This window comes from Marinobacter sp. AN1, assembly GCF_026013985.1.
In the GTDB taxonomy this organism is placed as follows: domain Bacteria; phylum Pseudomonadota; class Gammaproteobacteria; order Pseudomonadales; family Oleiphilaceae; genus Marinobacter; species Marinobacter segnicrescens.
This window is the reverse complement of the sequence record NZ_CP110342.1, coordinates 3,096,314-3,110,935: the sequence shown is the minus strand read 5'-3', so window position 1 is coordinate 3,110,935 and position 14,622 is coordinate 3,096,314. Positions and strand designations below refer to the sequence as shown.

Below are 14,622 nucleotides of genomic sequence, written 5' to 3'. Positions count from 1 at the left end.
ATCTCCTCTCAGTTGGACTGCGGGGGCTGGGTGGACAACCAGGCGGCTACTGCACGGATGTCCTCATCACTCATGCGCCGCGCAATGGTGCCCATCAGGTCCTGCGGGTCGTTCTTGCGGGTGCCTGCCTGCCAGGCTTTGAGCTGGGCCTCGATATAACCGGCATGCTGGCCGGCAATGCCCGGGAAAGCCTCGCCAGCACCCTGGTTGCCCGGTCCGTGGCAGCTCTTGCAGGAGACAATGTAGTCCGCCCAGTCGCCACGTTGTGCGAGCATTTCGCCACGAGCCAGCGTGGCTTCGTCCGCATTCTCGCCACCCTGGCCCTGGCTGGGCGTCAGCTGGCTGTAGTAGGCGGCCACATCGGCAACCTGTTGCTCCGACAGCATGTTGGCAAAGGGCTTCATGGTGGCGTTTTCACGTTGCCCGGACTTGTAGTCGCTCAACTGCTTGGCGAGGTAGGCAGCGTCCAGCCCGGCCAGTTGCGGCCAGGATTCGCCATTGGGGTTGTTCTTGCCGGTGCCATCAGCCTGGTGGCAGGCAACGCATACCACAGCAGCTTCCTTGCCCTTCTGGGGGTCGCCGTCAGTGGCGGCAAAGGCCCAGCCGGGCAGGGCGGCGGCACCTATGGCAATCAGGGTGATAGGTAAGAGCTTCACGGTCAGTTCCCTCTCGTCAGTATGTATCGCTAACAGTGTGGGCCATGGCTCGGGCGATTGCAGGCCAACATGGCGTTTATTTGATAGTTATCAATAATAGCCCGCGCTCATGAGTGGTGCCTCCCGGTGTGCCAGTGCCAATCAGGGATCTGACCGGCACACGCCTTCAGATCTCCACTTCCTGAAACAACTCCGGCGTCTCGCAATCCCAGCCGAACCGTTCATGCACCCGTTTGCGCATAACGTCCGCGGCCAACATCTCGCCGTGGGTGATGTAGACCTTCTCCGGCGTCAGCTGGCCCTGGCCCAGCCACTCGAGGATCTCGGCGTAGTCACCGTGGGCAGAAAGCGAATCCAGGTTGTGGATTTCCGCCTTAACCGGCCAGTATTCGCCGTGGATTTTGATCGATTCAACACCGTTCACCATGGCATCACCCCGGGTGCCTGGTGCCTGGAAGCCGGCAAAGATAATGCTGTTACGTGGATTGGGCAGCAGCATTTTCAGGTGGTGCAGTACCCGGCCGCCGCTGGCCATGCCGCTGGCGGAGATAATGATGGCGGGGAATTTCTTCGTGGTCAGTTCGATGGACTCTTCCACAGTGCGCACGAAGTGGGTGTTATCGTCGATCAGTTCGCACTGGGCCTGGTTCAGCCGGTGTTCCTTGTGGTGCCGGCAAAAAATCTCCGTGGCGCGGATGGCCATGGGGCTGTTCAGGTACACCGGCAGCTTGGGTATCTTGCCCTGAGCCATCAGCTTGTGCACCAGGTACAGCAGCATCTGGGCACGACCCACGGCGAATGCCGGCATGAGCACCACGCCACCACGGGCTGCAGTGGTGGTGATAATGTCGGTCAGCTCTTCCTCCGGGTCGATTTCCCCGTGCAGGCGGTCACCGTAGGTGGACTCACACACCAGTACATCCGCTTTCTGGATCGGCTCCGGCGGCCGCATAATGACATCGTTCTGCCGGCCCACATCGCCGCTGAAGACCACTGTGCGGTCGTGGCCAGCGTGACGTACATGCACGCAGGAAGAGCCCAGGATGTGCCCGGCTGGCGTGAAGGTCACATGGAAGCCCTTCACCGGTTCGAATTCCTCGTGGTAGTGCAATGACTCGAACTGCTTCAGGGCCTCGTAGGCATCTTTTTCGGTGAACAGGGGCTCGGGATGTTCGTGCTTCGAGAACTTCTTGCGGAAGGCGTACTTGGCGTCTTCTTCCTGCAGGTAGCCCGCATCCGGCAGCAGCACCTTGCACAACTCATGGGTCGCCTTGGTGCAGTAGATCTTGCCCTTGAAGCCATTCTTCACCAGCGCCGGCAGATAACCGGTGTGGTCGATGTGGGCATGGGTCAGCACCACCGCATCGATGGTATGGGGCTCCACGGGGAAGGGCGCCCAGTTACGACGTCGTAACGTCTTTACGCCCTGATACATGCCACAATCCACCAGCATACGATGCTTGTCATCGCTAAGCAGATAGCGTGAGCCGGTAACCGTGCCTGTGCCGCCAAGGAACTGTAATTTCATCCGGGTATCCTTATGGAGAGTTGTGTTGTCACTATGGAGCATAGCTTGTCAGCGAGCATTGATCTGGTGCAAAGATGTGAGTCGCTTCCTCCGGGCTGATAAACTCATTGCCTTGCCGATAAACGCTTCAACAAATCAGGAATCTCAATGAACCACCAATCCCTGCTGGACAAAGTCCTCGAGATCGCCGACACCGCAAGCCGCAAGGTCATGGAAATCTACCAGACCGATTTCGAGGTGCAGACCAAGGACGACAATAGCCCGATTACCGCCGCCGATATCGCCAGCCACCACGTGATCGTGGACGGCCTCAAGGCGTTGACCCCGGATATTCCCATCCTGTCCGAAGAATCCGCCAACGCTCCCTGGGATGAGCGTAAAGGGTGGACCCGCTTCTGGCTGGTGGACCCCATTGATGGTACCAAGGACTTCACCAACCGTACTGGCGAATTCACCGTTAATATCGCCCTGATCGAAAACGGCGAGCCCGTCATGGGCGTGGTTACTGCCCCGGCGCTCGAAGAAGCCTACTGGGGCATCAAGGGGCAGGGCGCCTGGAAGCGCGAAGCGGACGGCAGCACCCGCAAGCTGGAAGTGGCCAACCCGCCCAAAGCGGTTCGCGCCGTGGCCAGCAAGAATCACATGAATGAAGAAACCCGTGCCTTTATCGAACAACTGGGCGACCACGAGTTGGTCCAGGCGGGCAGCAGCCTCAAGTTCTGCCGCATTGCGGAAGGCCAGGCCGATATCTACCCGCGCCTCGGCCCCACCTGCGAATGGGACACCGGCGCGGCCCACGCCGTGTTGGTCGCTGCTGGTGGCAAGGTCACCCAGCTCGATGGCACGCCGCTGGCGTACGGAAAGGAAGATGTGCTGAATCCTTATTTTGTTGCATCGGGCGCCTGGTACAACGCCTGAGTTTCCACTGTCTTAGTCCCCTCTCCCCCGGCGGGAGAGGGTTAGGGAGAGGGGGTGACTTCACCCCCAAAACTCGCCGCCTCCCTCTCCCCCACCCCTCTCCCATCAGGGGAGAGTGGAGTTAAAACCACCCCAGCCAGGCAGTCGGGGCATGAAGCCAAGCATGGGACCACACCCCATGATCCAAACCAGGAAGGTAACCGTGGAAGCATTCAACACCCTCAGTATTTCCCGTGGGCATCTCGAAGGGCTGGTCAAGGTCAGCGGCGCCAAGAACTCCGCGTTGCGCCTGCTGGCGGCCAGCCTGCTGACCGACGGCAACGTTACCCTGACCAACTACCCGGCCGGCCTGCTGGATGCCCGCATCCACGTGGAAATGCTGGAAGCCCTGGGTAAAACCACCGTACAGGCTGGCGATGACACCATCACCATCGCCGAGAACGACCCCCTCAGCCAGCGTCTGGAATGGGATGGTCGGTCCATCCGCAATACCCTGCTGATTCTCGGGGCGCTGACAGCCCGCACCGGCGAGGCGGCCGTACCCTTACCCGGTGGCTGCAAGCTTGGAGAGCGCAAGTACGACCTGCATGTCATGCTGCTGGAAAAGCTTGGCGCAAAGGTCTGGGAAGACGGCGACTACCTCTGTGCCAGCGCCCCGGATGGTCTGAAAGGCACAGATATCCATCTGCCCCTGCGCTCAACCGGCGCCACCGAAAACGCCGTGATCGCCGGCACCCTGGCACGGGGCGTCACCCGCATCTGGAACCCCCATATCCGCCCGGAAATCCTCGACCTGATTGCCCTGCTGAGGGGTATGGGCGCACAAATCCGGGTATTCGGCCAGGAGCATATCGAAGTCACCGGAGTGGAAGGCCTCAACGGCACCGAGCACCGGGTGATCCCGGACAACATGGAAGCGGTCACCTGGCTGGCCGCCGCGGTGATCACGGAAGGTGACATCGAAATCGAAGACTTCCCCTACGGCGATCTGGAAGTGGTACTCGCCCACCTCCGGGCCGCCGGCGCCAAACTGTACCAGGGTGACAACTCACTGATCGTGCGAGGTGGCTGCTGCTACCCCATCGAAATCAGCACTGGCCCCCACCCCGGTATCAACTCCGACGTACAGCCCATCCTCGCCGCCTGGGGGGCGAAGGCCCGGGGAGAGTCCCGCATCGTCGACCTGCGCTTCCCGGGTCGTTACGGCTATGCTGAGGAAATGGCCAAAATGGGGCTGCACTACGAAGTTACCGGCGACATGCTGCGCATCCACGGTAATGGCGGTGGCCTCTACGGTGCCACCGTCAAGGCCCTGGACCTGCGGGCAGGGGCAGCGCTGGCGCTGTGCGGGCTGACGGCAGATGGCGAAACCACTATTACGGACGCCTGGCAGATATCCAGGGGGTATGTGGATTTCGCGGCCAAGTTGCGCAGCCTGGGGGCGCGGGTGCGGGAGAGTTGACCCGGGCCGGCGCCCGCCGGGATGGTCACAGTGTGGTTGCCTGCAATGGGCTGGTCGGTTCTGTCAGTTATGAAGGGGGCAGGGGGGCTTCAGGGAGAGTACAACCCGATGCGAATTGCCTCACGTACCGCCTCGGCCCGGCTGTTGATGCCCAGCTTGCCGTAGACGTTTTTCACATGTCGGGCCGCCGTGTGATAGCTGACGCCCATCAGGTCCGCCGCCCTGGCAATCGTGTGGCCTTCCGCAATGAGGGTCAGGGTTTGCTGTTCCCTGGGGCTGAGGGATTCCTGCCCCTCTGCTTCCAGGCCGTTAACGGGCTCGCCGGGTAGTGGCCGCTGGCGGTAGTGCTCCAGCATCCGGCGAGCAATCAGCGGCGACAGGGGGGGCGCTCCATCCGTTACCACGGAGCGGAGCGCGCCGGCGATGGCCGTCTGGGGTTCATCCTTTAGCAGGTAACCACTCGCACCTGCCTGCAATGCCGGCATCAGGTGGATGTCGTCGTCATAGATGGTGGTGACCACCTGGTAGCATGCCGGGTGCCGCGTGCGACAAGCCTCAATGAAGTTAACCCCGGTGCCATCCGGCAGTTTCAGGTCGACCAGGCAGATATCCGGCGTATTCTCCGTGATCCAGAGCAGTGCCCTCCTGAGGGTTGTGCAGCAGTTGACCTGGGCTGAAGGAAAGGCCAGCAGTGCGGCTTCCTGTAACCACTTTTGAGCATCCCTCAGGTCCTCCACGATTAGAACCTTCGTCATTTTGCCTCCTCTGCACTTTCTGGTATCAGGCAACAGATGCCGGCACCACCCTGGATTGGGCAGAAAAGCGCCATGCTCCCATGCAGTTCGGCACACCGCTCGCTGATACTGTGGATACCTATCCCCATAGAGGTCTCTGTCATATCACGGGGCCAACCGATGCCATCGTCCCGCGCCATAAGAACCAGTTGGTCCTCTTCACGGTGAAGTCTGAGTTCAATGTGTGACGCCTGTGCGTGCCGCAGGGAATTGCTGAGAATCTCCCGGATAATGCTGGTGAGGTTGCGATCCGCGCGGCTGGTGAAATCCATGGTGGCGGCCTCGGGAGACAGGGTCATGTCCAGGTCGACACCAAACAGCTCGCACCGTTTTCGGGCTTCGTTTCGCCATCGCTCGAAGCTTACGTCCAGGTGTACCGTCTGCTTCTGCAGGCCCTGAATCACATCCCTAAGCTCATGCAGGGATTCCCGGGCCAAGTTACGAAGGTCTGAGTCCTGCGTGCGGTAGACGATGGAAAGCAGGCGTGCACCCACATCATCGTGGAGGTCCCGCGCCACACGTTTCCTCTCGGTCTGGACGCCCTGGCGGAACGAGTCCCGGTAATGTTGGGCATAGCGGAAAAGGTCCAGGGCCTGGGTGGTAAACTGAAGGTCTTCCCGGTCAAACAGGCGGTGCCCCTGGTTGGCGTAACTCAGCACCAGGCTGGATTGTTGGTCAAGCATGGGTACACGAAGGCGCAGGCCATCGTTCACGATCTCCGCCTGGCTCGCCGGCGTCCGGCTCTTGCTGAGCTTCAGGGGAGCGAAGGAGGTCTGCAGCGCTTCCTGCCATTGCTGGTCCGGATTATGGTGGGCGTCAAAGGCATGGCTGATCATCGACGAAAGCTGGTTCCACAGGTCCTTGCGGCGCGATGAGGGCTGCAGTTTTGAAAGCAACAATTGGCGCAACGGAAAGTAAATCCAGCCTACGACAATCAGGCTCATAACCAGGCTCAGGTCCTGCTGAAGGTTGAGCCAGACCAGGAAGATGCCATCAAACAGCAGGATCAGGATGCCGCAGGCAAACCAGAACCAGGCCATCAGTATCCACCGGTCCAGGTCAAACAGGCGATAACGGACAATACCCAGCGCAATGCCGAGGTAGGTCAAAACGAAGAAGCCCCAGGCATACTGCTGGTGAAGCACTGAGGGCAGGCCGATCAGCTGTGGGGCAACCACCAGCGACATATAGGCAATCACGCCGCTGAACCACGCGTAAACGAACCATTTAAGCCGGGCCCGGGCCACCGGCTCCCGGCGGGTACGCCGCCACTGAGTCACGGCAAGCACAATGTCCGCCGTGGCCCAGCCAAGCAGCGTTACCCGGGCAATGAAGTCCAGGCTGGACATCCATTGCCCCCAATTGGCCGCCAGGATCAGGCCGACCAGCAGAACCATCAGCCACTCGAACCGAAAAGGGCTGATGCGTGTCGGGTAATACCACAACAAGGTGGTCCCCGCCCCGGCAAACAACATGGCGCCAAGCTGATTAACGCGGGAGAGGCCGAGGAACAGGTCAGCCGGCAAAGCCAGTGCACGGGTGGTATACACAGCGCTGGTGGTGATGGCAATCGCCATCGCAAAGCCCGCGAGGGCATAGAAAAAGGGACCACGCTCGTTCTGGGCGAACGCCCAGGCCGCAATGCCCATCCAGAAGATCAGCAGGCCACAAATCACCTGGTACCAGAAGCTGGCTGGAAGCTCTGATGGGTGGGTGGCTGGTGCGATGGTGATGGTTACCCACTCGGGCTCGTATTCCAGCAGCGCCGGGCTTCCGCCTCTCTGTACCCGGAGAGAGAGCCTTTCGGTCTCAAGCAACGGCCAGATCCGGGCCTGCCGCTCGAAGAACCGGTTGTAGGCATCGAAATGGCTGCTGTCATCCGGCTCCCTCATACCATCCGGTGGTTCCAGGCGAAACTCGCCATGCCTGTTGCCGATGGCCAGGAGCTCATCGCCCGCTGCGACAATACCGGCCAGCGGAGAGCTAGCACTGACCGAGGTGACGAGAACCCCGTCCTGGCCGGGCGCCGTCCGGATGCCCAGATACGGCAGGCTGCTGGCAAGGTAAATCGCCATTAACAGCAAACCGAGTCCGGCAATCAGACCCGCAGAAAGGATTCGGGAGGGTGCCCATTGCTTGGGCATAAGCGGACAAGTCCTTTTGAGTTTGGAATTATCGGGCAGGTCTCGCCATTAATAGTCCGACTAGTAAAGCGACATATAAGGTTGAGTGCAAGCGTTACGTCCAGTTGCTATATTTTTCAGTTAGTTACAGTCCGTTACGTTGCCAAAAAACCGTCAGAAACGCCTGCCACAAACAACAACCGGCTAACAGTTTTGCTGACGCTGACCCTCTAGGATGGAACCCTGAATTTCCCTCCGGAGGTGCTTCATGGTTGTCGCCTGTTTTCCCAGACTCTTGCTCGCTGCCAGCTTATCGGTGCTGCTCTCTGCCTGTGGTGGAGGTGGTGGCGGTAGTGACACGGCCGCCTCGCCTTCCGGATCAGCCAATACTGCTGATACCGCGAGTGACGAGAGGGCCGTCAATATTTCCGGGTACGCCGTAAAGGGCGTTATTTCAAACGGCATCATTACCGCCTGGGGCGTCGAAGATGGTGGATCCCTGGTCCGTCTGGGGGAGTCGGTTCGTACTGGCAAGACAGGCTTCTACGACCTGGATCTTTCCACCAGCGCCGATCTCATCAAGCTGGAACTCAGCAGTGATGGCAACACCCGCATGCGCTGCGATGCCGTGTACGGCTGTCAGGGTTACGGCGGATCGGCCACTGCCGCATTCGGGGAAGACTTCTGGCCCGGTCCCAACCTGCAACTGGAAACCATGGTGTCCGTTGGTGTTGACCAGGAGCAGCCCGGGGGGCACCTGACCCCGCTCACCACCCTGAGCACCAGCCTGTTTGAATCAACCGGCGCAAACACCGGATGGCAGGGCTTCCTGCAGGCCCAGCGCAAGGTAGAGGGCTGGTTCGGCCTGCAGCCGGGCGCGGTTGGACTGACCCCGGTGGATATCACCAGCGCCCTGCCGGCGGATATTGACCAGGCAGAGCTGGAAGCGGCACTGGTAAACTCAGCCTTCCTGGGCCTGGCCGAGGAATTTCCCGTGGACGGCGTGCAAGGAGTTATCGACGCTTTCCGGAGCCAACTCCTAGCCACCGGGACTATCAGTGATGATGGGGCTGAAGGGCAGCTGGGAAGTGATCTCATCCAGCTATATGCAGCCCTCCAGGCCGATACCCTCGCCGAAGACGAAACGTCGTCCGCCAAAGCGGTCCTGGCGTCAGCTGGTGATCGGCTGATCAGTGGCGTGGACATTGCCGACGACAGTGGCGCACAGCCGGACAGTGACCCGATTGTCGACACGGATGACGGTGCAACAACGGATGAATCTGAGCGGGCACCAGCGCCGGAACAGGACGTGGTGCAATCCCCGGCTCCGGCCCCGCAGCCTGAAGAGAGTGTAGAGACGACCCCTGAACAGGAAACCACACCAACCACGCTGACGGCCACACTTACCTGGCAGGCGCCGCAGACCCGGGCAGACGGAACGGGGTTGGCCATGGGTGAGATCGGTCAGTACATTGTCCGCTACGGCACCCAGCCGGATGTGGAGGCCATGACCAGCGAAGTCATTGTTGAGGACGGGCAGGCGATGGAAACCGAAGTCACTGGCCTTGAGGAGGGTACCTGGTACTTCGCCATGCGTACCGTGGACCAGAATGGGCTGGAGAGTGCCTGGTCAGATGTGGCCAGCAAGGTCATAACACGGTAATCCTGCCGGGGCTGACCACCCCGGCTTTATAGATCTCCCAGCCGGACCTTGACCACCTGCTGCTTCTGCATAAACGAAATCAGCACAATGGCCCGCTCCTCACCATCGTAGGCCTGGAAAATCCCCTCCACGCCCCGGAACGGACCTTCCTGGATCTCTACCTTCTCGCCTTTCTTTAAACCTCCCTGTTCCTCAACCGCTGTCAGACCACCATGGATGTACTCGATCACCTCATCCGGCACCGGCACCGGCTTACCGCCAAAGCCCACCACCCGCAGCACGCCACGGGTAGAGCGTAGCTTGCCCCATAGCGGGTCCGACGGATCTATATTGATAAACAGGTAACCGGGAAACAGCGGCTCCAGCCGGGTAGTGCGCTTGCCGGCGCGGATGCGCTCCACCGTGACCTTGGGGTAAAAGCAGCGGGCGTCCTGGTTCTGCAGGTTTTCCAGCGCCCGATCCCCCTGGGCGGGTTTGTGTTGGATGGCGTACCAGGGCATGGGAACGTTCCTTGCGCGTTTAGCGTCAGCATAGCCAGAGGAGGGCCTGCCGTGAACAACCGGACCCTCGAAAAGGCGCAGAGGGTACGCACAAAGCCAATAAAAACAAATGCATTCCCGAATGTTTAACAACGGTTAACCAAAAGACACACAGAAAGTCCGTGTTTGGACCAAAGTGCCCTTGCCGTAAACGTTTGATGAAGTAGAATTGCATCACATTTTTCGGGGCCCCTTTGGCCCTGCAGAAATTACAATCAATGCTATTGCCAGAATGCACTGTGAACGGGTCGGTGGGGCGGTAGCGTGGAAAACGAGCCATTGCAGGATAGCGGATGAATCAGACAGACCAATACCCTCAGCGATACGACGACGAAATCAGCCTGGTTGACCTCGCGACTACCTTCATCCGCCGCCGCCGTGTGTTTTACGTGGTTTTTGTTGGCACGCTTCTGTTGGCCCTGCTTTATGCGTTCTTCATGGTCGGTGAGGTGCGGGAATATTCCACGCTGGTGCAGTTGGCCGAGGACAATAACAAGCCGCTGGAATCGCCGGCTTCGGTGATCGCCAATATTGAGAGTCGTTGGTACCCCAGGCTACAAGGTGAATATCGGGCGCAAAACAACGAGAAACTTCCGTTCGAGATCAGGTCAACTAACCCCGAAGAAACCAATCTGATCAAGCTTACGTCCGACGCATCGCCAGAGCTGTCAGGTGAAGTGAAAACCTATCACCAGACGTTGGTAGACAGCATCAACGAACGTCAGGGCGAACTGCTTAACCGGCAAAAAAAGGAACTGGAACAGCGAATTGCCTCAACAACGGAATATCTTGAGGAGCTTTCTGAAATTGAAGCGACCGGAGAGGCCCAGGCCCAGTTGATTCAGCAGCGTGCCGCTAAGTTGTCTGAAATTGAGTCGACCAGGATAAGGATTGAGAAGCTCGAGCCAGCAGAAACACTTGTGGTTGCCCGTGAGGGGCTGGATAACAAGGGAACATCAAAAGTGCTTATTCTGGCCTTGGCCATCGTCCTGGGCGGCATCCTCGGCATTTTTGCGGCCTTCATGGCAGAATTCATCAGCCACGTACGCAAGGCCATGGCAGTGAACAATACCTGAGCGGACCTCACCAAAAGGGCAAAGGAAAATGCCAATAAAACCGAGTATAGAACACCACGGCGCCAAAACCGGCGTCACCGGCTCCTGCCACCAGCTGCACATTGATAACCACCACGGCCTGCTGGTGGATTGCGGCCTCTTCCAGGGGCAGGAGGCCGGCAATAGCCGACAAAGCCAGGACATCGACTTTGACATCAGCACCGTCAGGGCGCTGGTTGCCACCCACGTCCATATTGACCACGTCGGCCGCATACCCTGGCTGCTGGCAGCGGGTTTTACCGGGCCGATTATCTGTTCCCGGCCTTCAGCGAAGTTACTGCCCCTGGTACTGGAAGACGCGTTCAAGCTGGGGATCAGTCGCGAACGACATCTGGTAGAACGCTACCTGAACACCATTGAAAAGCGCCTGTTGCCCCTGCCGTATAATCAGTGGCACACAGTGGTGGACACCCCGCAACACCGGGTAGCTATCCGTCTACAGCGGGCAGGGCACATACTGGGCTCCGCCTATGTGGAAGTGGACCATAACGACACCCGCATCGTGTTCAGCGGTGATCTGGGCGCCAGCCACACTCCGCTGTTGCCGGCGCCGCAGTCACCGGAGTGGGCAGACACCCTGGTTCTGGAGAGCACCTACGGCGATCGCAACCACGAAAGCCGGGCAGACCGGAAGCATCGCCTGAAAGACGCCATCGACCGGGCACTGCAAAACCAGGGCACCGTACTGATACCTGCCTTCAGTATCGGTCGCACCCAGGAGTTGTTGTACGAGTTTGAGGAAATGATCGACGGCGAACTTCCCGTCATCCTGGACTCGCCCCTGGCGGCAAAATTCACCGCCGTCTACCGGGAACTGCAAGCCTACTGGGACGAGGAAGCCCACGTCCGGCTGCAACAGGGCCGTAAGCCCCTGGCCTTCGACAATCTGCTGACCGTGGAAGGTCACCACGAACACCTGAAAATGGTCCATCACCTGACCCGAAGCGCCAGACCCGCCATCGTCATCGCCGGCAGTGGCATGTGCAATGCCGGGCGCATTGTCAACTACCTCAAGGCTATGCTTGGTGACAAGCGGCACGATGTGCTGTTTGTGGGCTACCAGGCCGAGGGCACGCCGGGGCGGGATTTGCAACGCTACGGTCCGCAAAACGGCTATGTGGTGCTGGATGGTGAGCGGTATACCATTCGTGCCGGCGTCGAGACCGTTGGGGGGTATTCGGCCCATGCGGATCAGGATGGCTTGATACATTTCGTGAAGGGCATGAAGAAAAGGCCCGCGGATATCCGGTTAGTGCATGGAGAAGAACTCGCCAAGCAGGCTCTCATGAGGGGTTTGGAAGCACATGGGGTTTCGCTCGTTCAAGCATGAGGTCTAAGTGTTAAGGAAGCTCAAAAATAATACCTTGCTGACGGGCACAGGGGTTTACCTGTTGTCCAACATCCTCAACGCATTGGTACCCTTCGTTCTGCTTCCCATACTCACTCGTTACCTGACTCAGGAAGAGTACGGTCAGGTGGCGATGTTCCAGACTCTGTTTGGCGCACTAATGGCGTTCGTGGGGTTAAGCCTGAACGGGGCCGCCGGCCGAAAATTTTACGATGGACATCTTGGCGAACACGAGCTCAAGGAATTTATAGGCGCATGCCTCCAGATCCTCCTTGTAACTACCGCGAGCACGCTGGCTGTACTTGGGTTGCTCGGCGGATATTTTTCAGAGTGGTTGGGCCTGACGCCCGAATGGATCTTGCTGGCCGTCCTGGTGACCGCGTCGAAGATGATTTTTCTGATTCGCCTCGGGCAGTGGCAGGTCCGGAAGCAGGCCAAAAAATACGGCATCATGCAGGTATCGCAGAGTCTGCTGGATCTGTTGCTGTCTCTGGCTCTGGTTATTGCTTTTTCTCAGGGGGTTGGTGGACGAATATCAGCCCAGGTCTGGGCCATGGGGCTTTTCGCGCTTCTGGGCATCATACTCTTGAACAGAGACGGCTTACTCAAACTAAACGTCTGGCGGCCGCAATATACCAGTGAAGCTCTCAGGTTCGGTGTGCCTTTGATCCCCCATGTTGGCGGTGCTTTTTTACTGGTTTCGGTTGATCGGTTCGTCATCAATTCAGAGCTGGGGCTCGCACAAACCGGCGTGTATATGGTCGCCGTACAGTTCGGGGCCGCCGTGGCTTTGGTGTTTGATTCCATCAACAAGGCGTATGTGCCATGGTTATTCGAGCGACTCAAGCGCGATGATGACGCCGAAAAACGACAGATTGTTCGCTATACGTATGGCTGGTACGTACTGATCTTGTGCGGAGCGGGCCTCTCATTTCTGGTAGGCCCTTCGCTGGTTACGTTCGTCGCGGGGGAACAATACGATAGGGCAGGAGAGATCATCGGGTGGGTAGTCCTTGGTCGAGTCTTCGGTGGTATGTATTTGATGGTGACAAACTACATTTTTTTCTCCAAGCGGACGGGTTTGCTTTCATTAGTCACGATAGTTTCTGGTTTGCTAAACGTTGTGCTCCTATTGTTACTCATAAAGCAGTTTGGCCTTGAAGGGGCGGCCTACGCCTTTTGTATAGCCATGGCACTGAGATTTATATTTACATGGGTAGTGGCTCAAAAGCGGCACCCCATGCCCTGGTTTGAAATGAATTCACTCTTTCCCCGGACCAAAGTATGAACTCAACTTTATCTCTCATCGGCAGAGAAAAAGAACTTTTCACGGCCGACATTCAACGAAGCGAAGCTGAATTCTCAGCGATTGTCAGTAACTGCCGGTTTCTGGTCCTGGGAGGAGCTGGCTCTATCGGCCAGGCAGTCACCAAAGAAATCTTCAAGCGCAACCCGGCCAAACTTCACGTGGTGGATATCAGTGAAAACAACCTGGTAGAACTGGTCCGCGACGTCCGCAGCAGTTTCGGCTATATCCCCGGTGATTTCCGCACCTTCGCGCTGGACATTGGTTCGGTTGAGTACGATGCGTTCTTCAAGTCCGGTGGCGGCTACGATTACATTCTCAACCTCTCCGCGCTCAAGCACGTGCGCAGCGAAAAAGACCCCTACACGCTCATGCGCATGGTGGATGTTAACGTCTTCAATACAGACAAGACGCTGCAACAAGCGATCGAAGCAGGCGCCAAAAAATACTTCTGTGTGTCCACTGACAAGGCCGCAAACCCGGTGAACATGATGGGGGCGTCCAAGCGCATCATGGAAATGTTCCTGATGCGTCGAAGCCTTCAAATGGACATCTCCACGGCCCGTTTTGCAAACGTTGCCTTCTCGGATGGTTCCCTGTTGCATGGCTTCAATCAACGCCTGGAAAAACGCCAGCCGATTGTGGCGCCGAATGACGTTCGTCGGTACTTCGTTACCCCGAAAGAATCCGGCGAGCTGTGCCTGATGTCTTGCATCTTCGGAGACAACCGGGACATCTTCTTTCCGAAACTCAGCGAAGAACTGCACCTGATCTCCTTTGCCGACATTGCCGTGAAGTACCTTGCAGAGAAGGGCTATGAACCGGTCCTGTGTACAGATGAGGACGAAGCCAGGGATCTCGCGAAAACCCTCCCGGAACACGGCAAATGGCCGTGCCTTTTCACCAGCAGCGATACCACTGGCGAGAAAGATTTTGAAGAATTCTTCACTGAACAGGAAACGCTGGACATGGCCCGCTTTGAGAATCTCGGCATTATCAAGAATGAGGCCGTATTCGACGAGCAATTGCTGGCCGAGTTTGAAGAGCGGATTGCGGCAATGAAGCGCGATCTTGCCTGGAGCAAGCAGGACCTTGTGAGCCTGTTCTACCGCATGATTCCGGATTTCGGGCATAAAGAAACCGGAAAATATCTCGACAGTAAAATGTGAG

General features: G+C 58.3%; 12 protein-coding genes. 7 read left to right on the top strand and 5 right to left on the bottom strand.

From position 1 onward, the window contains the following. Positions 1-8: 8 nt before the first annotated feature. Both LJ360_RS14240 and LJ360_RS14235 read right to left on the bottom strand, forming a co-directional pair. Positions 9-656, bottom strand: a complete 648-nt coding sequence (locus tag LJ360_RS14240; RefSeq protein WP_091852292.1) for a c-type cytochrome — start codon at positions 654-656, stop codon at positions 9-11. Between the two features lie 166 nt (positions 657-822). Further along, complete coding sequence (locus LJ360_RS14235; RefSeq protein WP_264994387.1) at positions 823-2,184, bottom strand: MBL fold metallo-hydrolase; 1,362 nt, start codon at positions 2,182-2,184, stop codon at positions 823-825. Between the two features lie 147 nt (positions 2,185-2,331). Between LJ360_RS14235 and cysQ the strand changes: the two genes are divergently transcribed. Then, a complete protein-coding gene (gene cysQ, locus LJ360_RS14230) occupies positions 2,332-3,102 on the top strand; it encodes a 3'(2'),5'-bisphosphate nucleotidase CysQ (protein WP_264994386.1) in 771 nt (256 codons plus the stop codon). A 178-nt stretch (positions 3,103-3,280) separates the two neighbouring features. After that, a complete protein-coding gene (locus tag LJ360_RS14225) occupies positions 3,281-4,564 on the top strand; it encodes a UDP-N-acetylglucosamine 1-carboxyvinyltransferase (RefSeq protein ID WP_264994384.1) in 1,284 nt (427 codons plus the stop codon). 89 nt (positions 4,565-4,653) lie between these two features. On the opposite strand, the gene LJ360_RS14220 is transcribed toward LJ360_RS14225, so the two are convergent. Both LJ360_RS14220 and LJ360_RS14215 read right to left on the bottom strand, forming a co-directional pair. Beyond that, positions 4,654-5,319 (bottom strand): response regulator, encoded by a 666-nt coding sequence (locus LJ360_RS14220; RefSeq protein WP_264994383.1) that lies wholly within the window; start codon positions 5,317-5,319, stop codon positions 4,654-4,656. Then, positions 5,316-7,502 (bottom strand): ATP-binding protein, encoded by a 2,187-nt coding sequence (locus LJ360_RS14215; protein WP_264994382.1) that lies wholly within the window; start codon positions 7,500-7,502, stop codon positions 5,316-5,318. Before LJ360_RS14215 ends, LJ360_RS14220 begins: the two co-directional genes overlap by 4 nt. 247 nt (positions 7,503-7,749) lie before the next feature. Here LJ360_RS14215 and LJ360_RS14210 point away from each other — a divergent pair, with 247 nt between their 5' ends. Next, positions 7,750-9,144 (top strand): fibronectin type III domain-containing protein, encoded by a 1,395-nt coding sequence (locus LJ360_RS14210; protein WP_264994381.1) that lies wholly within the window; start codon positions 7,750-7,752, stop codon positions 9,142-9,144. A 26-nt stretch (positions 9,145-9,170) separates the two neighbouring features. Here LJ360_RS14210 and rfaH read toward each other — a convergent pair whose 3' ends face one another. Further along, on the bottom strand, positions 9,171-9,644 hold the full coding sequence (gene rfaH, locus LJ360_RS14205) for a transcription/translation regulatory transformer protein RfaH (RefSeq protein WP_264994380.1): 474 nt from the start codon (positions 9,642-9,644) through the stop codon (positions 9,171-9,173). 332 nt (positions 9,645-9,976) lie between these two features. Between rfaH and LJ360_RS14200 the strand changes: the two genes are divergently transcribed. The 4 genes from LJ360_RS14200 (at position 9,977) to LJ360_RS14185 (ending at position 14,621) form a co-directional block, all read left to right on the top strand. Further along, positions 9,977-10,759 carry a Wzz/FepE/Etk N-terminal domain-containing protein gene (locus LJ360_RS14200; RefSeq protein ID WP_264994379.1) on the top strand — a complete coding sequence of 261 codons (783 nt, stop codon included), beginning with the start codon at positions 9,977-9,979 and terminating at the stop codon, positions 10,757-10,759. A gap of 28 nt (positions 10,760-10,787) precedes the next feature. After that, positions 10,788-12,128 carry an MBL fold metallo-hydrolase RNA specificity domain-containing protein gene (locus LJ360_RS14195; protein WP_264994378.1) on the top strand — a complete coding sequence of 447 codons (1,341 nt, stop codon included), beginning with the start codon at positions 10,788-10,790 and terminating at the stop codon, positions 12,126-12,128. Positions 12,129-12,189: 61 nt separating this feature from the next. Further along, positions 12,190-13,434 carry a lipopolysaccharide biosynthesis protein gene (locus tag LJ360_RS14190; protein ID WP_264994377.1) on the top strand — a complete coding sequence of 415 codons (1,245 nt, stop codon included), beginning with the start codon at positions 12,190-12,192 and terminating at the stop codon, positions 13,432-13,434. Continuing rightward, positions 13,431-14,621 carry a UDP-N-acetylglucosamine 4,6-dehydratase gene (locus LJ360_RS14185; protein ID WP_264994375.1) on the top strand — a complete coding sequence of 397 codons (1,191 nt, stop codon included), beginning with the start codon at positions 13,431-13,433 and terminating at the stop codon, positions 14,619-14,621. The genes LJ360_RS14190 and LJ360_RS14185 overlap by 4 nt, the downstream gene beginning before the upstream one ends. Position 14,622 lies beyond the last annotated feature (1 nt).